A 20,935-nucleotide genomic window follows, 5' to 3' on the forward strand; every position below is an offset into this window, starting at 1 on the left:
GGCCGGAGTCACGCCAGATTCCGGCTTTTTTTGCAGCTGGGCAGCTGCAGCTCACTGCGTCGACCCGTTCCGGGCCGGCACGCAACGGAATGAGACGAAACATCAGAAAAGACTTTGCTGCGGCGACAGCAAGGAATGATGGTACTGATCGCAGTCCAGTTGCACGCGCTCACGATTCAGCCCAAGCTTGCGGCAGGCCAGTGCAAAGCGTTGCGCCAGCATATCGGCCCAGGCGCCTGCTCCCTTCATGCGCTGGCCAAATCTGCTGTTGTAGACCTTGCCCTCGGCTCTGCCCGCTTCGCTGATCCCATGCAGATCTCGCACACGCTCCATCACGCGTTGGGCGCGCTCGGGATAGTGCAGCATCAGCCATTCATTGAACAGCGGAGCCACTTCCCACGGCAGACGCAGTACTGCATAAAAAGCCTGTCTTGCACCGGCCTCGCTGGCTGCGGCCAGCACCTGCTCCATATCGTCGTTCAGGAACGGAATCTGCGGTGCCAGGCTGACGCCTACGGGTATGCCTGCCTCGCTCAGGGTCCGAATCATGCGCAGCCGCCGATGCGGCGCAGCGGCGCGTGGCTCCAGCTGCCGGGCCAGCTCGGGCTGCAAGGTGGTCAGCGTCACATAAACGGCCACCAGATGCTGCTGTGCCAGCGGCACCAGCAAATCAAGGTCTCGTTCAATGCCACTGCCCTTGGTGACGATGGAAAACGGATGCCTGGCCTGCGCCAGAACCTCTATCACGCGGCGCGTCAACCCGACTTCGCGCTCCACAGGCTGGTAGCAGTCCGTGACCGAGCCGAGCATGATGGGCGCCGCCACATGGCTGGAGCGGGATAACTCGGCGCGCAGCACCTCGGGCAGGTTCTCCTTGGCAATCAGCCGGGTTTCGAAATCCAGCCCCGGTGAGTAGCCCAGATAGCTGTGACTGGGCCGGGCATAGCAATAGATGCAGCCATGCTCACACCCTCTGTATGGGTTTAACCCCAGATGAAAAGGCAGATCGGGCGATTCGTGGCGGCTCAGGGCTGATTTAGCCCGCTCCCACTCCAGATGGGTGCGCCAGGTCTTGACCTCCTCACCCACTTCGCTTCCTTCACCCTGTTCGGACTTGCCCCAGCCGTCATCGAAGCCCTGGCGCAGCTCCCGCGCAAACCGGTGCGTGATCTGGCTGGCAGCCCCTCGTCCCTTGATGGGCTGTATCGGCCGCACCGGCACATCGGCCTGAATGGATTCCAGTCCAGAGGATGAAGAAAGTTTTTTCATGAAACAACTGTACATAAATACAGTTATTCATTGCAAGAAATGGGTACTGACCATGGCTGCATTCCGGTCAATACAGGAGAGTTGATTGAGTCAGATCTGGATAAAAATGACTGCTTCCCTTGTTCAATGCGCATAGCACGCTCCACTAGCTAGAGCAAGTTCAAAGTCAATCCGCACCCAGTGGGTGCGAGATGGCTTGGCAGTTTGCGATTCAGCGCCGACAATTCCCCCAATGCACCAAGTTGGTGCTTTCACTGAATGCCTTGGCCCGGACAACACCGTTGCCCGGGCTTTTGTCCGTTTGCGCAACGCCAAAGCGCCAACCACACCGTCTCGCAAGGGAGTTACTACATGGAGCGCAAGCCCAATATCACTCTGTCCTCCTTGGACCTGGATCGCATTGAATCGCTGCTGGAAAAGAACAGCAGCCAGTTCCCCGGCCGTGATGCGCTGGAGGCCGAGCTGGACCGTGCGGATGTGCTCGACCCCGCAGAAATACCCGCCAACGTGGTGACGATGAACTCCACCGTGCGCTTCACCATTCTCGAGATCGCCAAGACCAATACGCTGACACTGGTCTACCCCAAGGATATGGATGGCAGCACCGACAAGGTTTCCATCTTCGCTCCGGTGGGCATCGCCTTGCTGGGCCTGTCCGTGGGCGATGAGTTCAAGATGCCCAGCCCTACCGGCCAGGTAACCGTGCGCGTGGATGCCATAGAGTTCCAGCCCGAAAGCGCGGGCGAGCTCCATCGCTGAACCGGCTCACCCAACAAAAAAGCAGCTCACCGGAGCTGCTTTTTTGTTGCCAGGGTCAGACTCAGCGCAAGCCGGCCACCATGGTGGTCAGCAGACCCGCGCCGATCAGGCCTGCCTGCCAGCGCAGGGCCTGACTCCATGACGAAACATGGCGCTCCACCAGTTGGTACAGCGCGTAGCCAGCAGTCAATGAAAGCACAAAGGCAAACGGGATGCCCACCACCGCGGCAGTGACCGAGCCATGCCAGAAATGGTTGACCACCGCATTGACCAGCAGGCAGATCGAAAAGTGAATCAGGAACACCGAGTAGGAGATCTCTCCCAGGCGACGCAGCGGAGCTAGGCCCTGCCAGCGGGCAATGGCATCGGTACGCATGCAGACGATGAGCAGCATCGCAGTCACGCCGGCGAGAAAAATGCGGTCGCGCCACTCATAGACCAGCGCGCCGATGATCATTGCAGCAATCAGCAGGCCCCAGCTCCAGGCCGTCAGGCGCTTGTCTGCCGCCACTGCCCAGAAGGCCATCATGCCGACGCCATAGGCGCCCATGAAATAAATCGCCCAGACATCCAGGTCTGCATCGAGATTGAAGCTCAGCAACGAAGCTGCCGTCCCCACAACCACCAGCCCCTGCATGCCAGTCACGGCCCAGGGCCACCAGCGCTTCATGGCCATATCGCCCCAGCGCTTCAGCGCCCATTGCTGCAGCCAGCGCACGCCGGCCAGCAGCAGCACGGTCGCGGCGAACAACTGAAAGTCTATGGAAACATACCAGACGCCAGCCGACAGAGACTCCTCGCCCACAATGCCCTGCAGCAGCAAGGCATGAGCCATGAGCTGCCATAGCCCGGGGTCGGCAGACACGGACTCGTGGTCGAACCAGGGACGAATCGCCGCAGACACCACAATCGTCACCACCAGTGCCACGGCATAAGGCACGACCAGGCGTACAAAGCGCTTGCCGATCTTGGACCAGGGTGAATCAAACCGCGCCAGACCCATGGGAGCCAGGCTGGCTGCAGCCAGAAAACCGCCGATCACCAGAAAGATCTGTACGGCCATGCGGGCGTACTCATAGAGCCAGTCCAGCAGGTCGGGCATGACGGGGTGAGCCACATCGGACATGGGACCGTAAAAGGCCAGGTGATGCCAGACGATGGCTGCACAAGCCAGACCCTTGGTACAGTCGATCAGGGCACTGCGGGAATGAGAGGAAATAGAACTTTGAACCATCAGATCACGGCCGCCCGCAGCCCATGGGCTGCCCGGCGACAGGGTGAGTTTGCCCGGCAACAGGCAACGTAAAAAAGCCGACTTAAAACAGGATGGCGATTTTGCGCCGATTCCCAACAATTTGCTGACAGCGTTGCAAGTTTTACGAAACATATCTGCACGGGGTTCATGCGCCAAGCATGAAAAAAATAGAGCAATTGCACTCCGGCTTGATTTCCCTGCCCCACTGGAAACCCCGGGCAAAGGCACAATAGAGGCCATGACGCAAGCCAAACCACTGTCGGAGCTGAGCCGACAATTTGTTTCGCATTTCGGCGAGATGGGCAGCCGCTGGGGCATCAATCGCACCGTGGGGCAGATCTATGCCCTGCTGTTCATTTCGCCCGAGCCGCTGAACGCAGACCAGATTGCCGACACGCTGGAATTCTCGCGCTCCAATGTGAGCATGGGGCTCAAGGAGCTGCAGGCCTGGCGGCTGGTTCAGCTGCGTCACCAGCCCGGCGACCGGCGCGAATACTTCCAGGCACCCGAGGATGTCTGGGAAATCTTCAAGCGACTGGCCGAAGAGCGCCGCCGCCGAGAGATCGAACCCACGCAATCCATGCTGCGCGCTGCCATGATGGAAGAAGCCAGCACCGACGAAGAACGCTACGCCCAGCAGCGCATGCGCGATATGCACGAACTCATCGACAAGCTGATGAGCTGGTTTGACGATGTGCAGCGTCTGTCGCCAGAGACCGCCATGCAGCTCATGGGAATGGGCTCGGCCGTGACGCGACTGCTTGACCTGAAGGACAAGATTACCGGGCGAGGCAAGTCAGGCACGGAAGCCTGACACCAACAACTCAGGTGCTGGCCCTGGGCACAAGCCTGAAGCCCAGATCCACGCTGGCCTCTCTGACGGTGTCCCCTGCCAGCAATTGCAGCAGCATGCTGGCAGCTTTTCTGCCCACTTCATCTCTGGGTGTATGGATGGTAGTCAGGGGCGGCACCATCTGATCACTGCCAGGCAGGTCGTTGAACCCGGCGATCGCCACCTGCTGCGGCACCTTGACCCCCATGCGGTTGGCCTCCAGCAACGCGCCTTGTGCAATGTCGTCGTTGCAGAAAAAGATGGCATCAACCGTGGTGCGGGCCTTGAGAAGCGTCTCGAACTGCCTTGCACCCAGCGCCAGCGATGAGCGCTCGGGGCTGAGAATCTCCAGACTCTGGTCATACAGACCAGCCTGTTTGAGTACCTGCCGATAGCCCTCCAGGCGCTGCATGACACGCGCGTCGAGCTGTGCTCCGCAAAAAGCGATGCGCCTGTATCCCTTGTCCAGCAGATGACGGGTCATTTCAGCGCCTGCTGCAATCTGAGAAAAACCAACGCTGTAGCAATCGGGACCGGTGCCGGGATCGCGCAACTCCATGAGATGCACGCGCGGCACGGGATTGGCAACCAATAATTTCCGCGACTCTTCGCTGTGGTCAAAGCCGGTCAGCAACAGGCCGGCAGGCCGCATGGGTAGATAGGCCCGCAGCAGCTGCTCCTCTTCCGCCGGGTCGTAGTGGGTCACGCCGATCAGCATGTGGTAGCCCTGGGCAAACAGCACCTTGTGCACAGCCTCCAGGACCTCCACAAACAAGGTGTTGGAGAGCATCGGCACAAGCACCAGCACCTGGGTGCTTTTTTGCGAGGCCAGTGCACGCGCTGCCAGATCGGGTACATAACCCAGAGAAGCCGCAACCTCGCGCACTTTGTCGACCAGAGCAGCAGCCACTCTGCGCTCTCCGCGCAAGGCTCTGGAGACCGTCATCGGACTCACGCCCGCAGCCTGTGCCACATCGCTGAGGGTGACACGCCCGCTGGCACGAGGTCGCCTTGAAGAAGCGCTGTCGGCCGGGGTTTCACTCTTGGTACGGGTCTCGGGAGGCAAGGGAATCTCCTAATCAGATGCCTGAGGTTTTTTGACTATGATAGCGCTATCCGGACTTGAACTGAAGTCTGTGAAAGCAGCTTGATGAAAGCACTGACTTGCCTTCGACCGAGGTCTGAAGCCAATCGCAGAACGCAGCAAGCTGCTCATTTTTTAACCACATCGGATAGCGCTATCCAAAAATGATTCAAAGCAAGATCCAGCCTCAGGGCACCATGTCGGCACTCGTCGTCATGGGAGTTTCCGGCTGTGGCAAATCGAGCGCAGGAGAAGCCATCGCCCGGCAGCTGGGGTGGACCTTGGTGGAAGGAGACAGCTACCACTCCCCCCAGAGCGTGGCCAAGATGCAGGCCGGCATTGCCCTGACGGATGCCGACCGCGAAGGCTGGCTGGAACGCCTGGCGCAGCGACTGGCACAGGCAGATGCCGAGCACGGCCTGGTGCTGACCTGCTCGGCCCTCAAGCGCAAGTACCGCGACCAGTTGCGCAGCGCCCAGCAGCTGGGTTTTGTGTTTCTCGATCTCGACTACGCCACGGCCCTGGAACGCGTCCAGACCCGACCTGGGCATTTTTTCTCGCCCGACCTGGTGGCCAACCAGTTCACGACGCTGGAAGACCCGCGCCAGGAGCCTGATGTTCTGACCGTCAGCGCCACCATGAACCTCAACGATATCGCGCTCGCGGCCCGGCAATGGGCAAGGCGCGAATCCCAAGCATAAAAAACAGCAGGAGACAGCCAATGTCTGAAGATCAAAAAGAGGCACAGGGTCGCAAGCCATGGCTCAAGCGCCTGGCCGAAGGCCTGATGGTGCTGGCCCTGGCCGGCATGGTGGTGGCCGTTTTCGTCAACGTGGTGCTGCGCTACGTTTTCCACACCAGCATCGTCTCCTATGAGGAGATCTCGCGCCTGCTGTTTGTGTGGCTGGTGGCCATCGGTGCCATCGTGGCGGCTTTTGAAGGCGCCCACCTGGGCTTCGACATGGTGACATCGCGGGTTGGCCCGATCACCCGCAAAGTTCTGTTCTGGGTCTCGCAACTGCTGATCGGCGCCTGCATGGCCTTGCTGCTGTGGGGCTCCTGGGAGCAGGTCGTTGCCGGATGGAGCAGCTACAGCACCGTGCTCGGTTATCCCCTGGCCCTGGGTGCAGCGGCAACGCTGGTGCTGGCCATAGGCATGCTGCTGGTCGTGGTGCGCGACATGCTGCGCGGCACCCCGGCCGAATCTTCTGAAACCAGCGTGGAGTAAGGAGAACGCCATGATCGTCACTCTGATTTTTCTCTCCGTGCTGATCGGCGGCATGGTGATCGGCATGCCGATTGCGCATGCACTGATACTCACCGGCGTCGCCCTGATGTGGCACCTGGACTTTTTCGACACCCAGCTGCTCGCACAGAACCTGCAAGCCGGGTTTGACAATTTCCCGCTGCTGGCCGTGCCCTTCTTCATCCTCGCGGGTGAGCTGATGAATGCCGGCGGCCTGTCGCGCCGCATCATCGATCTGGCCCGCGCCTTTGTCGGCCATATTCCGGGCGGCCTCGGTTATGTGGCCATCGGTGCAGCCGTGCTGCTGGCCTCGATGAGCGGCTCGGCCATTGCCGACACGGCCGCTCTGGCCACCATATTGCTGCCGATGATGCGCGACCAGAAGTATCCCGACAGCTACAGCGCCGGTCTGCTGGCTTCGGGCGGCATCATCGCCCCCATCATTCCGCCCTCGATGCCGTTCGTGATCTACGGCGTCACCACCAACACCTCCATCAGCAAGCTGTTTCTCTCGGGCGTCGTTCCCGGCTTGTTCATGGGCGGCTTTCTGATTGCCGCCTGGTGGTTCATCGCGCGCAAATACCAGCTGACCTCGGGTGAGCGCGTGAGCTGGGGCCTGCGCCTCAAGGCTCTGGCCAAGAGCTTCTGGGCCATGATGATGCCGGTCATCATTCTGGGCGGCCTCAAGGGCGGCGTGTTCACGCCGACCGAAGCCGCCGTGGTGGCTGCGGTCTACGCGCTGTTTGTCTCCATGGTGGTCTATCGGGAGATGAGCTGGAGCAGGCTCTACGAAGTTTTTCTGGGCGCATCCAAGACCACCGCCGTGGTGATGTTCCTTTGCGGCGCAGCCACCGTGACCGCCTACATGATCACGCTCGCCGACCTGCCCAATATGCTGGCCGACAGCTTCTCGGGCCTGCTGGATCAGCCCATGCTCTTCATGGCCGTGATGATGCTCTTCCTGCTCGTGGTCGGTACCGCCATGGATCTGACCCCGACCATCCTGATCTTCGGCCCGGTCTGCGCACCGCTGGCCGTCAAGGCCGGCATCGATCCGGTGTACTTCGGCTTCATGTTCATCTATGTCGGCTGTATCGGCCTGATCACCCCTCCGGTGGGCACGGTGCAGAACGTGGTGGCCGGCGTGGGCAGGCTGCGCATGGAGACCGTGATCAAGGGCACCAATCCCTTCCTGATGGTTTATGTGCTGCTGGCAGCGCTCTTCGTGCTCTTCCCGCAACTGGTGACCGCGCCACTCAAGTGGATGCATTGAAGACCAGGCGATGACGATCTCGAGAACTCTCAAATCAATAGCTGTCAACGCTTACTACATAAGCGATACAGGAAAATTTCACTTCAACCAAAGGGCCCAGGCCCAAACAAGCAAGGAGACGGGTATGCGTATCAAATTTGCAGTCGCAGGACTCACGGCAATGCTGCTGGCCGCCGGCGCCGTTCAGGCCCAGGACTTCAAACCCCGCCTGGTGCGGTTCGGCTATGGCCTGGTGGAAGACTCCAACCAGGGTCGTGCGGTGCGCATGTTCGCCAAGGAAGTGGAAAAGGCCAGCGGTGGCAAGATGAAGGTCCGCGCCATCGGCAACGCCTCGCTGGGATCGGACACCCAGATGCAGCAGGCCCTGATCGGCGGTGCCCAGGAAATGATGGTTGGCTCCACCGCCACGCTGGTGGGTCTGTCGCCAGAAATGGCGATCTGGGACACCCCTTTTCTGTTTGCCAACACCAAGGAGGCCGATGCCGTGCTGGACGGCCCCGTGGGAGAAAAGGTCAAGGCCAGCCTGGAGCCCAAAGGCATGGTGGGCCTGGTCTATTGGGAAAACGGCTTTCGCAATCTGACCAACAACAAGCGCCCCATCACCAAGCTGGAAGATCTGCAGGACGTGAAGCTGCGCGTGATGCAGAACAACGTCTTCCTGGACAGCTTCAAGACCCTGGGCGCCAATGCCGTGCCCCTGCCCTTCTCCGAGCTGTTCACGGCGCTGGAAACCAAGGCCGTGGACGGTCAGGAAAACCCCTTCAACACGGTGCTGTCGAGCAAGTTCTATGAAGTGCAGAAGTACCTGACCGTCTCCAACCATGTCTACAGCCCCTGGATCGTGACGGTCAGCAAGAAGTGGTGGGACACACTGAGCCCTGCCGAGAAGAAGGTGCTGCAGGACGCTGCGATCAAAAGCCGTGAATTCGAGCGCAAGGACACGCGCGAAGAAGCCGCCAAGGCTCTGGCCGAGATCAAGACCAAGGGCATGCAGGTCAACGAATTGCCGGCCGCAGAAGCAGGCCGCATGCGCGACAAGCTCGGCGCCGTCAATGCCAGCATTGCCAAATCCGTGGGTCAAGGCACCTGGGACTCTGTGCAGACCGCCGTCAAGCAAGCTCGCGCCAAATAAGCGCGCAACCATGCAGCCATGCCCCGCGCATGGCTCTGACTCATTCCAAGACAATGCCTGCGCCCGAAGCACAGGCATTGCTGCCCAAGGACTTTCATCATGGCACTTCACCCCGTTCTGGACCAGGTGACGCGGCGCATCCAGGAGCGCAGCCGCGCCAGCCGCTCCGACTATCTGGCACAGGTCGATGCCATGGCCGCGCGCCCTCCACAAGTACGCACCATGGGCTGCGCCAATGTGGCCCATGCCTTTGCCGCGCTGCCCGGCGCGGACAAGATTCGCATCGTTGAGGAAAAAGGCCCCAATGTCGGCATCGTCACGGCCTATAACGATGTGCTTTCCGCCCATGCGCCGTTTGCGCACTACCCGGATATTCTGAAAGACGAAGCCAGACGCAATGGCGCCACGGCCCAGGTCGCCGGCGGTGTGCCCGCCATGTGCGACGGCGTGACCCAGGGCATGCCGGGCATGGAGCTGAGCCTTTTCAGCCGCGACACGATTGCCATGTCCACCGCCGTGGCTCTCACGCATGACACTTTCGATGCCGCCCTGATGCTGGGCGTCTGCGACAAGATCGTTCCCGGCCTGCTCATCGGCGCCCTGCATTTCGGCCACCTGCCCATGGTGTTCGTGCCTGCCGGCCCCATGACTTCGGGCCTGTCCAACAGCGACAAGGCCAAGGTGCGCGAGCAGGCAGCCCAGGGCCTGGTCGGCCGGCAGGAACTGCTGGCCGCAGAAAACGCGGCCTATCACGACCAGGGCACCTGCACCTTCTACGGCACGGCCAACAGCAATCAGATGCTGCTCGAAGCCATGGGCCTGCATGTTCCCGGCACAGCCTTCATCAACCCTGCCGACGCCGAGCGCGAACTGCTCACTCGCGAAGCCATGCGCACCGTGCTGTCCATCACCCGGGGCCGCCGCTTTGCCCCCATAGGGCATGTCGTGGACGAGCGCTGCATCGTCAACGCCATGGTGGCCCTGCTGGCAACCGGCGGCTCCACCAACCACCTGATCCACTGGGTGGCCGTGGCCCGCGCAGCCGGCATCGTCATCGACTGGGATGATTTCGAGCAGTTGTCCGCAGTGGTTCCCCTGCTGGCCCGCGTCTATCCCAATGGCAGCGCCGATGTGAATCAGTTCCAGGCCGCAGGCGGCCCCGGCTACGTGATCGCCCAGTTGCTGCAGGCCGGACTCATGCATGGCGACGTGCTCACGGTGAGGCCCGAGGGGCTGGCCGCCTTCGGGCGCATTCCCCATGTCGAAAACCATCAGCTGCACTGGCGGGATGCAGGCATGTCCGGCGACGAAGCCGTGCTGCGCCCTGCCAGCCGTCCCTTCAGCCCTACGGGCGGATTGAAACTGCTCAAGGGCAATCTGGGCCGCAGTGTCATCAAGATCAGCGCCGTGCCGGAAGATCGCCACACACTGCGGGCACCTGCATGGGTCTTTGATTCCCAGGATGAATTGCAGGCGGCCTTCAAATCCGGTGCGCTGGAGCAAGCCTGCCAGACCAATGGCTTCAATGGCATCGTCTGTGTGGTGCGCTGGCAGGGGCCGCAGGCCAACGGCATGCCCGAGCTGCACAAGCTCACCCCTCCACTGGCCGTTCTGCAGGGCAAGGGCTATGCCGTGGCCCTGGTCACCGACGGCCGCATGAGCGGCGCATCGGGCAAGGTTCCGGCCGCCATCCATGTCAGTCCCGAGGCACTGGCCGGCGGTCCGCTGGCCAAGGTGCAAAGCGGCGACATCATCGTGCTCGATGCCCCCGCAGGTCTGCTGCAGGCCGAACTGACAGATGCCGAATGGCAGGCCAGAGCGCTGGCCACCATGCCCATCGAGCTGGAGCACTCCAACCACCGCGGCATGGGCCGTGAACTGTTTGCCGGTTTCCGGCGCAATGCGCTGAGCGCAGAAGAAGGAGCTTGCACATGGCTGCTCAAATGACCGCCTTGTCCATCATGCAGGATGCACCGGTGATTCCGGTCATCGTGCTGCACAGCACGGAACATGCAGTACCCATGGCCGAAGCATTGCTGGCCGGCGGCATCAGGGTTCTGGAGGTCACGCTGCGCACGCCTGAGGGTCTGGCATGCATAGAGGCCATCGCCAAGCAGTTGCCCGAAGCCATCGTCGGTGCGGGCACCGTGCGCAATGCGGCCGATGCCGCGGCGGCAGCTCGGGCCGGTGCAAGGTTTGCTGTCAGCCCCGGCTACACCGGCAAGCTGGGCCAGGCCTGCCGCGATCTGAACCTGCCGCTGCTGCCCGGTGTCGCAACCAGCAGCGAAATCATGATGGCTCAGGAAGACGGCTTTACCGAGCTCAAGTTCTTCCCCGCCGTGCAGTCGGGCGGCATCCAGATGCTGAAGGCCTGGCAAGGTCCGTTCGGGGAGCTGCGTTTCTGCCCCACGGGAGGCATTTCGCCCAGCAACGCGGCGGAGTTTCTGGCGCTGTCCAATGTGGTCTGCGTGGGCGGCTCCTGGCTGGTCCCCACCAATGCCGTGGAGAGTGGCAACTGGTCGCTGATCACCGGGCTGGCTCAGGCCACGCAGGCGCTGAGAGGCTCCCGCACGGCCTGAGCAGGACAAGGCCTTGTCCATAAAAAAGCCCGGTCAGCGCAAGCCGACCGGGCTTTTCCACGTCTTGGCGACTCAGGCGTCCGGCAGCGACTTGGTTCGCTCCAGAAGCTTGCGACGCGTTGCCTCGTCATCCATCAGCTCGAACCAGATCGCATTGAGCACGGCAAAGGCTGCTGCCAGCGGCAGACCCAGCAACCAGGCGAAATACCACATAAGTTTCCTTTCATTCAGCCCATCCAATGCATGGGCCAACAATATTCGAACCGCCCCTCACACCGAAGGAAGAACACAGCATGGCGTCTGAGGGGCATCCCATCTCAATACGAGTGGCCCTGCCCGGTCACGATGGCTTTCACGTCCACCTTGCCTCGCAGCACCGAGTACACCCAGCTGGTGTAGGCCAGGATCAACGGCAGGAAGATCAGCACGCAAACCAGCATGATGAACAGCACGACATGGCTGGAGGACGAATCCCAGACCGTCAGACTGAAGCGCGGATCAATGCTGGAGGGCAGGATCATGGGGAACATGGCTGCGCCCACGGTCAGGATGATTCCGGCAATCGCCAGGCCGCTTGCCAGCAGCGCCAGCCACTCGCGACGGCCGCGCAAGCCGATGGCCACGATAAGCGGCATGAGCAGGCCGATACCGGGCACCAGCCAGAGCAAGGGATAGGACCTGAAGTTGGCCATCCATGCACCGGCCGCCACGGCTGCGGTCTTGTTCAAGGGGTTGGAGGGACCGACGGGGTTGATCTCGCTGGTAATCACATAGCCGTTGATGCCCGTAGCCAGCCACAGGCCGGCAGCTGCAAACAGCACGGTGGTCAACACGGCAAACCATGTGCCGTACCTGGCGGCGCGGCTGGCGACTTCGCCGTCGGTCTTGAACATCAGCCAGGCTGCACCATGCATGAGCAGCATGGACAGCGAGACCAGACCGCACAGCAGTGCAAAAGGCGTGAGCAGACCAAAGAAGCTGCCATCGTAGTAAATGCGCATATCGTCACCCAGACGAAATGGCACGCCGAGAATCACATTGCCCACGGCCACGCCGAACAGCAGTGCAGGCACCAGGCCCGTGATGCACAGCACCCAGTCCCAGCGGTTGCGCCAGGCTGCGTCCTCATGCTTGCTGCGAAACTTGAACGCCACGGGACGCAGGATCAGCGGCACCAGCACGGCAAACATGGCCAGGTAAAAGCCCGAGAAGGACACGGCGTAAAGCTGGGGCCAGGCCGCAAAGATGGCGCCACCGCCCAGAATCAGCCACACCTGATTGCCTTCCCACACGGGGCCGACGGAGTTGATGGCCGTGCGGCGCTCGACGTCGGTCTTGGCCGTGGCCCGCAGCAGGCCCATGGCGCCGAGGTCAAAGCCGTCGGTGACGGCAAAGCCCACCAGCAGCACGCCGAGCAGCAGCCACCAGATGAGGCGCAGCACGTCATATGAAATCAGTTCATGCAAGATCATTTGGTTGCTCCTCTCAGCTTTGGCCGCGTGCCAGCTTCTTGATCATGGGTTCGTAGAGGCTGAGGTGAGGTTCGCTCTCATGCTCGGGCCCCTTCTTGATGGCCTTGACCATCAGCTTGAGCTCGATAACCAGCAGCACGGTATAGATCAGCACAAAGCCGGCAATGGTCAGCAGCAGCGTCTTCGCGCCCAGATTGGAAACCGCCATGGCCGTGGGCAGCACGCCTTCGATGATCCAGGGCTGACGACCCAGCTCGGCCACCACCCAGCCGCATTCGGCGGCGATCCAGGGCAGCGGAATCGAGAACACGGCAACCTTGAGCAGCCAGGGGTAGGCATCAAGCCTGTGGCGGGCAGCCAGCCAGAAGAAGGTGCCGGTCAGCACGATGAAGAACATGCCCAGGGCCACCATGATGCGGAAGGTCCAGAACAGCGGCCCCACCGGCGGCACGGTATCCATTGCCGCCTGGTGGATCTGCGCTTCGGTCGCCTTGCGGGGATCATCCACATAGCGCATCAGCAGCAGGGCGTAGCCCAGATTGGCGCCGTTGTTCTCAAACCGCAGGCGTGCCTCGGCGGGAATCTCGGCATCGGTCCTGACCTTGCGAATGGTCTGCAACGCGTCGTAGGCGTCGATACCGTTGCGGATATTGCCCTCGGCGCTCTTGACCAATTCGTTGATGCCGGGAATTTGGGTGTCCAGAGAACGCGTGCCGATCAGGCCCATGACCCATGGGATGTGCACGGCAAAGTGGGTCTCGCGCGCCTCGCGGTCGGGGAAGCCAAAGGCCGTGAAGGAAGCCGGTGCGGGCTCGGTCTCCCACATGGCTTCGATCGACGCCAGCTTCATCTTCTGGTGTTCGGATGACAAATAGCCGGATTCGTCACCCAGCACCACCACCGACAGCGAAGCAGCCAGACCAAAGGATGCGGCCACCGTCATCGAGCGCTTGGCCAGATGGATGTGACGCCCCTTGAGCAGATACCAGGCCGAAATGCCCAGCACGAACAGCGAGGCCATGACGTAGCCCGCCGACACCGTGTGCACGAACTTGGCCTGCGCCACGGGATTGGTGAGCACGGCAAAGAAGTCATTCACTTCCATGCGCATGGTCTGGGGGTTGAAAGTCGCCCCCACGGGATTCTGCATCCAGCCATTGGCGACCAGAATCCACAGCGCCGAGAAGTTGGTGCCTATGGCCATCAGGCAGGTGACGATCAGGTGCTTGACCTTGGAGAGGCGATCCCAGCCAAAGAAGAACAGGCCGACAAAGGTCGCCTCCATGAAGAAGGCCATCAAACCCTCGATCGCCAGCGGCGCACCAAAGATGTCGCCCACATAGTGGCTGTAGTAGCTCCAGTTCATGCCGAACTGGAACTCCATCACCACGCCGGTGGCCACACCCATGGCGAAGTTGATGCCGAACAGCACGCCCCAGAACTTGGTCATGTCGCGCCAGATGGCTCGTCCGGTCATCACATACACCGTCTCCATGATGGCGACGAGTATGGACAGGCCCAGTGTCAGCGGCACAAACAGAAAGTGGTAGAGCGCCGTTATCGCAAACTGCAGTCGCGATAAATCGACGATATCGAGGTCCATGGTCAGGTCCTTTCTCTCGGTACTTCAAAAATCAATCGGAAAAACATATGTACTGCGGTGCAACAGCACCCAGCGCATCGGGTCGCAGCCTTGCCATCAGCTGCTCAAACTCTGGGGTGCCACGCCGGGCTTGCGCTCTCACCCGTCCTGCCTGCAGATACACAATGCGGTCGGCGAGGCTCGCCTCACGCTGCCAATGCGTAGCAAAAATCAGCGTTCGCGCGCCGCTCTCAGCCGCCTGCACCAACCGCTTCAGCACATCGGCAGCAGTGACGGCATCCAGTCCCTCGGTCACCTCATCGAGCAGCCAGCAGCGGTCTGGGCTCAGCAGCAACCTGGCCAGTGCCAGCCGGCGCGACTGGCCTCCGGACAGACCCAGACCACCTTCACCTAGCATGGTGTCCAGCCCCTGTGGCAGGGCCATGACGTCGCTTCTAAGACCTGCAGCCTGCAGGACGCCCCACAGCTGCTCATCGTCGGCCTCGGCATCGGCAAGCCTCAGGTTGTTGCGCAGGCTGTCCTGAAAAAGCTCGGTTCTCTGTGTCATCCAGCTGCAACTGCGGGCCTGAACCACGCCTTCGTTCGGCTGAAGCTCACCAGCCATCAAATGCAGCAAGCTGGTCTTGCCTGCACCACTGCTGCCGATCAGCGCCACGCGCTCGCCCTGGCGCACGTTCAGGTCTATCGGACCCAATTGACGAAGCCGGACAGCCTGCAGGCTGACGGCCAGCTTCTGCATGGGCTGCGGCGGGTTCTCTGCCGCTTCGGCCTTGGCCGCCAGCGAGGGAGTCAGCCTGCGCAGCGCCAGCCAGGTACGCCCGGCCTGCTCAGCCCCTCTGCGCAGAGCTGCAAACGGCTCCATTGCCGACAGTGCCAGCAAAATACCAAGCGCAGCAACCGGCGCGTTGATGCGCCCCTGCTCCATCAACCAGGCCATCAGCAGCACGGATGCGCTCAAGGTAATGGCAGACACCGCACCATAAGCCTGAGCGGCAGCAGCTTCGGATTGATAAAGCCGCTCATCGGCCTGGGCGCAGCGCGCATCGCTGTGCAGCACTTGCTGCACCTGGGCGGGCAACTGGCCTGCCATCAGCAGCTCGGTCTGGCCGGCAACCAGATCCACGGTCTGGGCACGCATGGCTTCCAGTGCCATGGCACGGCGTACGGCGGCCTTGCGGCTGCGCAAACCATGCCACAGGGCAATGCCCCAGCCAGCCAGCAGCAGCCACGCCAGGGTCAACAGACCCAGCCACCAGCGCATGAATCCGTAGGCCAGAGCCGCCAGCAAGGCCGCGCCCAGCGCCGCTACGGCAGGTACCAGCAGGCGCAGATAAAGATTGTCCAGGGCATCTACATCGGCGGTCAGACGCTGCAACAGCCTTGCCGGGCGCTGCAGCAACAGGCGGGCGCCCTGCGGGCGAGCCCAGCTCAGAAACAGTCTCTGGCGCAAAGCGGCCAGCACGGCCAGCGTGGCGTCGTGAGTCACCAGGCGCTCGGCATAGCGGGCACCGGTGCGGCCCACGGCCAGCAGGCGAATGCCGGCCGAGGGCATGAACACATCGAACACCAGGGCTGTGGCTGGCACCAGCCCGGCCAGGGCCGTGGCCGTGATGAACCAGCCCGACAAGCCCAGCAATGCCATGCCCATCAGCACCGTGAGCGCAGCCAGGGCGGCACCGCCCAGCCAGAGCTTGCGCGGCGCCATCTGGCCCAGCAGCTTCAGCATCTCGCGCATTGAAATGGCTTGCTGCTTCATGCGGTCTGCTCCTGCACTCGTCGCAGCAGCGGCAGCTCGATCACGCGATCCATGGCAGCGGCTAGCTGAGCATCGTGGGTGGCGACCAACATGGTGCGCCCCCTGGCCAGATGGCGCAGAGACTGCGTGATCTGGGCGGCTGTCTCGGGATCGAGATGAGCAGTAGGTTCATCGACCAGCAGCAGTCCGGCCTGCGTCTTCGCGGCCATGCGCGCCAGAGCCAGCCTCACCACCTCGCCACCGGAAAGACCTGCACCGCCCTCACCCAGGCTTGCGCCGGGGCGATGCGCCAGGGTCTCATCAAGTGCCGCCTGCTGCGTGGCTTGGGCAATCTGCTCGGGTCCTACGGAGTTGCGCCCCAGCGCGATATTGCGCGCGGCCGAGCCGGCAAATACATGGGGCAGCTGACCCAGCCAAGCCATGCGCTGGCGCAGCTGCGTTGCACTGCCGGCCTCAAGCGCCTGCCTGTCAACTTCGATACGGCCTTGCTGCACCGGCAAAAGGCCGGCAATCTGCGCCAGCAACACGGACTTGCCGCTGCCGCTGGGACTCCACAGTGCCACATGCTCTCCAGCCTCTATCTGCAAAGACAGGGGGGCGAGCCGGGAGTCGCTGCCCGGCGCCTGAACCTCAAGGTCGGCAATGCATACAGACACAGGCTGGACAGGCGATAAAGGTTCTTTTCCCGGAAGCACCGGATCGACGACATGCTGTGCACCGACAATCTGCACGGACTGAGCCTGCATGCTTTGCAAGGTCTGCAGTGCTGCCTCGCCGGCGGCCCTGTCATGCCAGACGGCCGAGAGATCGCGCAGCGGCTCGAAGAATGCCGGTGCCAGCAGCAGCACGAACATGGCCTGACCCAGACCGAGCTTGCCGCCCCAGGCTCCGAAATTCAGCGTGCCCAGCAGGTGAAAGCCTACGTAGACGGCCACCATGGCCACGCCCAGCGCCGAGAAAAGCTCCAGCACCGCAGAAGACATAAAGGCAATGCGCAGCACGCGCATGGTGCGGGTGCGCAGGTCTTCGGCATGGTCACGCAGCCGCTGGCCCGTCAGCTCCACGGCATGCAAAGCACGCAGCGTGCTCAGGCCGCGCAGGCGGTCCAGCAAGAAAGCGTTCATATGGCCCAGTTGCAGCATCTGCTCTTCGCTGGCCGCCTTGGCACGCCAGCCCACGATCGCCATGAAGAGCGGAATCAGCGGCGCGGCAACCATCAAAATCAGAGCCGCTACCCATGACTGCAAGGCCACGGCAGCCAGAATCACCAATGGCAGCAGTCGCACACGCCACATCGCGCTCTGGTAACGCGCCAGCCACGGAACAATGGCCTCGGCCTGCTCGGCCATGGCGCTGGCGGCCTGACCCGAGGCTGGTCGGCTTTTGTCCAGCGGCGATGTCTGAGCTAGCGACTGCGCCACCCGTGCGCGCAAGCTGCTGAGCTGCGCGCGCGCTGCACGGTTGGCCAGCATGCCGCCATGACCTTCTGCCCAGGCTCGCAGCAAGCCCAGTAACAACACGCCAGCCGCCATGGGCCAGACGGCTGCCATGCCCTGACCGTTGGCCATGAGTTGCACAGCCCAGGCCAGCAAGGCTGCCTGCGGCAGCCATATCAGCCCGGCAAACACCTGCCACACAGCACCCGCGCTGGGGCGACGGATGACGCTCGCCAACTGGGCATGTGCTGTATCGGTCCGATTGTCGGTGGAGGAAGAAGGGGTGTGTTGCATTTCTCAATTTTCAGTATTTACTGAAATTAACGGAATACTACTCTTCTTTTGACAATCATCATGACTTGATATGCAAAAGCCAATTGCAGGACCAGGCCTACATTGATGCGCATCAACTCCGAAGTGATTTAACAAGGGTTAACCCTTGAGAAAGTCGTGCTTGAGCAACATCAAGCGAGCAAGCCGCCCATAAAAAACGGCGTCCGAAGACGCCGTTGGCACAAAAGATAGTGAACTGCCTCAGGCAACCAGCAGGCTTGCCTTGGCTTCGGCGTACTCACGCTTGAGGCGAGCCACCAGCTCCGCCGTGGACTGCACCTTGTCAATGACACCGATACCCTGGCCGCAGCCCCAGATATCCTTCCAGGCCTTTTGCGCACCGCCGCCAAAGTTCATCTTGCTGGGGTCGGATTCAGGCAGGTTTTCCGGATCCAGACCGGCCGCACGAATCGAGGGCGCCAGATAGTTGCCATGCACGCCCGTAAACAGATTGCTGTAGACCACGTCGTCGGAGTTGCCCTCGACGATCGCCTGCTTGTAGGCTTCGACGGCGCGCGCCTCGTCGGTGGCAATGAAGGCCGATCCGATATAGGCAAAGTCCGCCCCCATAGCCTGGGCCGCCAGAATCGAGCCACCCGTGGCAATCGAGCCGGACAGCGCCAGAGGGCCGTCAAACCATTGGCGAATTTCCTGCACCAGGGCAAATGGACTCTTCACACCCGCATGGCCGCCTGCACCGGCTGCCACGGCGATCAGGCCATCGGCACCTTTTTCAATGGCCTTGCGCGCAAACTTGTTGTTGATGATGTCGTGCAGCACCACACCGCCCCAGCTATGCACGGCCTGATTCACATCTTCACGCGCGCCCAGGCTGGTGATGATGATGGGCACCTTGTACTTGGCGCAGACCTGCATGTCGTGCTCAAGACGGTCATTGCTCTTGTGCACGATCTGATTGATGGCGAATGGTGCCGAAGGACGATCAGGATGGGCCTTGTCCCAGGCCGCCAGAGTCTCGGTGATCTCTGCCAGCCAGTCCTCCAGCTGCTCGGCCGGACGGGCATTGAGAGAAGGCATGGAGCCGACGATACCGGCCTTGCACTGCTCGATGACAAGCTTGGGATTGCTGATGATGAAAAGCGGCGAGCCGATGACAGGCAAAGCCAGCTTTTTGAGGGCAGGTGGCAGCTTGGACATGTGTTGTCTCCTTCTTCGTTTTATCAATAAAAAAGGGCTGTTGCGTTTGTTCCAAATACGCAGGCAGCTCTTATTTCAGAAGCAGTTCGAAGGGCGGCTCACTGTTTGCACTCCTGTGCCGACGGTGAAGCCGTCCGACTGGCCTTGGCCAGTTTCGCCTGCCATGGCGCCACTCCCTGTCCCCAGGGCAACAGTTTTTGCCTTCTCTGTGTACGGAGGAGCATCGTGATGGGAGCGGCCGCAAAAAAGGCCTGAACGCGGTGCTGCGTCAGGCCTTGGTTTCTTACTGCGTCACACGCCCGGCGGCATTGACGATGGACAGGTCCACATATTTGGATCCCACTTGCCCGGGCTTGAAGTTCACCCAGTAGCCGCCCAGGTCATAAGACTCCAGTCCACGCAAGGCGGCACTCATTTTCTCCGGCGTCACCGGCTGGCTGCGACGCATGGCCTCCACGATGACTTTGGCATTCACAAAGCCTTCCATCATGGCAAAGCTCACCGGAACGTCCAGGGACTTGCCTGCAGCAATCGTCGCGTCGCGAAACTCCTTGTTGAGCTTGCCCGATACCTTGTAGGGACTGGGCACCACCTGAGCAATCGACAAACCGCTCATGTACTCCACAGGAAGACGCTTGGCCAACTGCTCGATATCGGCCTCGGCCGTGGCATAGACCTGAGCGGTACCACCCTCCATGCGATATGCCTCGACAAATGCCGCCGTGGCAGGGCTGGAAGCCACCAACAGAATGGCCTGAGGCGAAGTCTTCGCGGCCTGCAGCTCCTGCACAGCCTTGTCCGTGCCACCTCGGCTCTTGAGCATGGCCGATGCCACCAGCTTAGCCCCGCTGGGGTTCACGGCCTTGGTCACCAAAGCCGTCAGCTCCTGCGCATCGGGACGCTCCTCGAACACCAACGCCAGCCGCGTGATGCCTACGGTGGCCAAGTGGGTGGAAATCTTTGCGACCTGCTCGGCAAGCCCTGCACGCGTGGAGAACATCTGGGGTGATGCCAGCACACGGGTGTCCGTGCTCTGATAACCCACCAGCGGAATCTGCGAGCCATCCAGAGCCTTGCTCTGCAGCAAGGCCGAGAGATTGCGATTGCCGAAATAGCCTGCCAGTACCACGGGCTTGGATTCGCTCAGCAGCTTGCGCGTCTTGGTCACGGTCTCCTCGGGATGACCCACATCATCGAGCACGGCCAGCTCCACAGGCTGGCCCTGCACACCACCGGCCTTGTTGATCTGGTCAAAGTACAGACGCATGCCCTGCGCATAGGCTCGCCCCTGACTGGCTTCGGCCCCCGACATCGGAGCCACCTGCCCTACCGTCCAGGCCTGCGCCACCAAAGCAGCACCTGCACACATGGCGACCAAGCCGGCTCGCGCCAACACCCAATGCTTGCGATTCATTCAGAGTCTCCCTCTCCATCAATGCAGTGGGTCTGAAGCGCCCATGCAACTGCCGAATTATTGTTGATGGCCTGACCTTTACGCGCCAGGCGCCCATGGAAAAAGAGGGGCTTGAAGCCCCTCTTTTGATGTGCGCCAAATTACAGCGCCTTGACCAGTTCGGGGACGGCCGTGAACAGATCGGCTTCCAGCCCGTAATCGGCCACCGAGAAGATCGGTGCCTCGGGGTCCTTGTTGATCGCCACGATCACCTTGGAGTCCTTCATGCCCGCCAGATGCTGGATCGCTCCCGAGATGCCGCAGGCAATGTACAGCTGGGGCGCCACGATCTTGC

19 protein-coding genes are annotated in these 20,935 nt (G+C 61.6%); 8 read left to right on the forward strand and 11 right to left on the reverse strand.

The genetic code is table 11. The features are described 5' to 3' along the window. Window positions 1-102: 102 nt before the first annotated feature. Window positions 103-1,269, reverse strand: a complete 1,167-nt coding sequence (locus P353_RS27230) for a PA0069 family radical SAM protein (protein WP_052085035.1) — start codon at window positions 1,267-1,269, stop codon at window positions 103-105. Window positions 1,270-1,620: 351 nt separating this feature from the next. Between P353_RS27230 and rnk the strand changes: the two genes are divergently transcribed. Beyond that, a complete protein-coding gene (gene rnk, locus P353_RS27235) occupies window positions 1,621-2,028 on the forward strand; it encodes a nucleoside diphosphate kinase regulator (RefSeq protein ID WP_034376567.1) in 408 nt (135 codons plus the stop codon). A gap of 61 nt (window positions 2,029-2,089) precedes the next feature. On the opposite strand, the gene P353_RS27240 is transcribed toward rnk, so the two are convergent. Further along, a complete protein-coding gene (locus tag P353_RS27240) occupies window positions 2,090-3,262 on the reverse strand; it encodes an acyltransferase family protein (protein ID WP_034376635.1) in 1,173 nt (390 codons plus the stop codon). A 250-nt stretch (window positions 3,263-3,512) separates the two neighbouring features. On the opposite strand from P353_RS27240, the gene P353_RS27245 reads away from it, so the two are divergent. After that, complete coding sequence (locus P353_RS27245) at window positions 3,513-4,097, forward strand: GbsR/MarR family transcriptional regulator (protein ID WP_034376636.1); 585 nt, start codon at window positions 3,513-3,515, stop codon at window positions 4,095-4,097. A 10-nt stretch (window positions 4,098-4,107) separates the two neighbouring features. On the opposite strand, the gene P353_RS27250 is transcribed toward P353_RS27245, so the two are convergent. Further along, window positions 4,108-5,181, reverse strand: coding sequence for a LacI family DNA-binding transcriptional regulator (locus P353_RS27250; RefSeq protein ID WP_052085036.1), 1,074 nt, complete (start codon window positions 5,179-5,181; stop codon window positions 4,108-4,110). A gap of 182 nt (window positions 5,182-5,363) precedes the next feature. Here P353_RS27250 and P353_RS27255 point away from each other — a divergent pair, with 182 nt between their 5' ends. From P353_RS27255 to eda, 6 genes are all read left to right on the forward strand, one after another. Next, the gene (locus P353_RS27255; RefSeq protein ID WP_003065728.1) at window positions 5,364-5,900 is read left to right on the forward strand and encodes a gluconokinase; all 537 of its coding nucleotides are present in this window, start codon (window positions 5,364-5,366) and stop codon (window positions 5,898-5,900) included. 20 nt (window positions 5,901-5,920) lie between these two features. Further along, window positions 5,921-6,427, forward strand: a complete 507-nt coding sequence (locus tag P353_RS27260; RefSeq protein ID WP_034376573.1) for a TRAP transporter small permease — start codon at window positions 5,921-5,923, stop codon at window positions 6,425-6,427. Between the two features lie 10 nt (window positions 6,428-6,437). Further along, window positions 6,438-7,718 carry a TRAP transporter large permease gene (locus P353_RS27265; RefSeq protein WP_034376575.1) on the forward strand — a complete coding sequence of 427 codons (1,281 nt, stop codon included), beginning with the start codon at window positions 6,438-6,440 and terminating at the stop codon, window positions 7,716-7,718. 124 nt (window positions 7,719-7,842) lie between these two features. After that, window positions 7,843-8,850 carry a TRAP transporter substrate-binding protein gene (locus tag P353_RS27270; RefSeq protein WP_034376577.1) on the forward strand — a complete coding sequence of 336 codons (1,008 nt, stop codon included), beginning with the start codon at window positions 7,843-7,845 and terminating at the stop codon, window positions 8,848-8,850. Between the two features lie 99 nt (window positions 8,851-8,949). Continuing rightward, window positions 8,950-10,797 (forward strand): phosphogluconate dehydratase, encoded by a 1,848-nt coding sequence (gene edd, locus P353_RS27275; RefSeq protein WP_034376580.1) that lies wholly within the window; start codon window positions 8,950-8,952, stop codon window positions 10,795-10,797. Continuing rightward, window positions 10,782-11,429: a bifunctional 4-hydroxy-2-oxoglutarate aldolase/2-dehydro-3-deoxy-phosphogluconate aldolase gene (gene eda, locus P353_RS27280; RefSeq protein ID WP_034376581.1), complete on the forward strand. Its 648-nt coding sequence runs from the start codon at window positions 10,782-10,784 to the stop codon at window positions 11,427-11,429. The genes edd and eda overlap by 16 nt, the downstream gene beginning before the upstream one ends. A 72-nt stretch (window positions 11,430-11,501) precedes the next feature. Here the strand turns inward: eda and cydX are convergent, their stop codons facing one another. From cydX to P353_RS27320, 8 genes are all read right to left on the reverse strand, one after another. After that, window positions 11,502-11,642, reverse strand: coding sequence for a cytochrome bd-I oxidase subunit CydX (gene cydX, locus P353_RS27285; protein WP_003053063.1), 141 nt, complete (start codon window positions 11,640-11,642; stop codon window positions 11,502-11,504). 104 nt (window positions 11,643-11,746) lie between these two features. Next, the gene (gene cydB, locus P353_RS27290) at window positions 11,747-12,901 is read right to left on the reverse strand and encodes a cytochrome d ubiquinol oxidase subunit II (protein WP_034376584.1); all 1,155 of its coding nucleotides are present in this window, start codon (window positions 12,899-12,901) and stop codon (window positions 11,747-11,749) included. 13 nt (window positions 12,902-12,914) lie between these two features. Continuing rightward, window positions 12,915-14,504, reverse strand: a complete 1,590-nt coding sequence (locus tag P353_RS27295; protein WP_034376587.1) for a cytochrome ubiquinol oxidase subunit I — start codon at window positions 14,502-14,504, stop codon at window positions 12,915-12,917. A gap of 31 nt (window positions 14,505-14,535) precedes the next feature. After that, the gene (locus tag P353_RS27300; protein WP_034376590.1) at window positions 14,536-16,260 is read right to left on the reverse strand and encodes an amino acid ABC transporter ATP-binding/permease protein; all 1,725 of its coding nucleotides are present in this window, start codon (window positions 16,258-16,260) and stop codon (window positions 14,536-14,538) included. Beyond that, on the reverse strand, window positions 16,257-17,990 hold the full coding sequence (gene cydD / locus P353_RS27305) for a thiol reductant ABC exporter subunit CydD (protein ID WP_198529179.1): 1,734 nt from the start codon (window positions 17,988-17,990) through the stop codon (window positions 16,257-16,259). Before cydD ends, P353_RS27300 begins: the two co-directional genes overlap by 4 nt. A gap of 240 nt (window positions 17,991-18,230) precedes the next feature. Continuing rightward, window positions 18,231-19,187 (reverse strand): NAD(P)H-dependent flavin oxidoreductase, encoded by a 957-nt coding sequence (locus P353_RS27310; protein WP_034376593.1) that lies wholly within the window; start codon window positions 19,185-19,187, stop codon window positions 18,231-18,233. Window positions 19,188-19,470: 283 nt separating this feature from the next. Continuing rightward, entirely contained in the window at window positions 19,471-20,601 is a 1,131-nt protein-coding gene (locus P353_RS27315) for an ABC transporter substrate-binding protein (protein WP_034376596.1), read from the reverse strand. A 140-nt stretch (window positions 20,602-20,741) separates the two neighbouring features. Next, on the reverse strand, window positions 20,742-20,935 hold a 194-nt coding region (locus P353_RS27320), incomplete at its 5' end, for an electron transfer flavoprotein subunit alpha/FixB family protein (protein WP_034376598.1).

Source organism: Comamonas testosteroni, from assembly GCF_000761245.1.
Lineage (GTDB): Bacteria > Pseudomonadota > Gammaproteobacteria > Burkholderiales > Burkholderiaceae_C > Comamonas > Comamonas testosteroni_C.

Coding starts and splice junctions, on each gene's coding strand:
- edd (WP_034376580.1), top strand. CDS start 8,950: ATGGCACTTCACCCCGTTCTGGACCAGGTGACGCGGCGCATCCAGGAG.
- P353_RS27300 (WP_034376590.1), bottom strand. CDS start 16,260: ATGAAGCAGCAAGCCATTTCAATGCGCGAGATGCTGAAGCTGCTGGGC.
- P353_RS27230 (WP_052085035.1), bottom strand. CDS start 1,269: ATGAAAAAACTTTCTTCATCCTCTGGACTGGAATCCATTCAGGCCGAT.
- P353_RS27260 (WP_034376573.1), top strand. CDS start 5,921: ATGTCTGAAGATCAAAAAGAGGCACAGGGTCGCAAGCCATGGCTCAAG.
- P353_RS27270 (WP_034376577.1), top strand. CDS start 7,843: ATGCGTATCAAATTTGCAGTCGCAGGACTCACGGCAATGCTGCTGGCC.
- eda (WP_034376581.1), top strand. CDS start 10,782: ATGGCTGCTCAAATGACCGCCTTGTCCATCATGCAGGATGCACCGGTG.
- cydB (WP_034376584.1), bottom strand. CDS start 12,901: ATGATCTTGCATGAACTGATTTCATATGACGTGCTGCGCCTCATCTGG.
- rnk (WP_034376567.1), top strand. CDS start 1,621: ATGGAGCGCAAGCCCAATATCACTCTGTCCTCCTTGGACCTGGATCGC.
- P353_RS27240 (WP_034376635.1), bottom strand. CDS start 3,262: ATGGTTCAAAGTTCTATTTCCTCTCATTCCCGCAGTGCCCTGATCGAC.
- P353_RS27315 (WP_034376596.1), bottom strand. CDS start 20,601: ATGAATCGCAAGCATTGGGTGTTGGCGCGAGCCGGCTTGGTCGCCATG.
- P353_RS27295 (WP_034376587.1), bottom strand. CDS start 14,504: ATGGACCTCGATATCGTCGATTTATCGCGACTGCAGTTTGCGATAACG.
- cydD (WP_198529179.1), bottom strand. CDS start 17,990: ATGCAACACACCCCTTCTTCCTCCACCGACAATCGGACCGATACAGCA.
- P353_RS27255 (WP_003065728.1), top strand. CDS start 5,364: ATGATTCAAAGCAAGATCCAGCCTCAGGGCACCATGTCGGCACTCGTC.
- P353_RS27265 (WP_034376575.1), top strand. CDS start 6,438: ATGATCGTCACTCTGATTTTTCTCTCCGTGCTGATCGGCGGCATGGTG.
- P353_RS27310 (WP_034376593.1), bottom strand. CDS start 19,187: ATGTCCAAGCTGCCACCTGCCCTCAAAAAGCTGGCTTTGCCTGTCATC.
- cydX (WP_003053063.1), bottom strand. CDS start 11,642: ATGTGGTATTTCGCCTGGTTGCTGGGTCTGCCGCTGGCAGCAGCCTTT.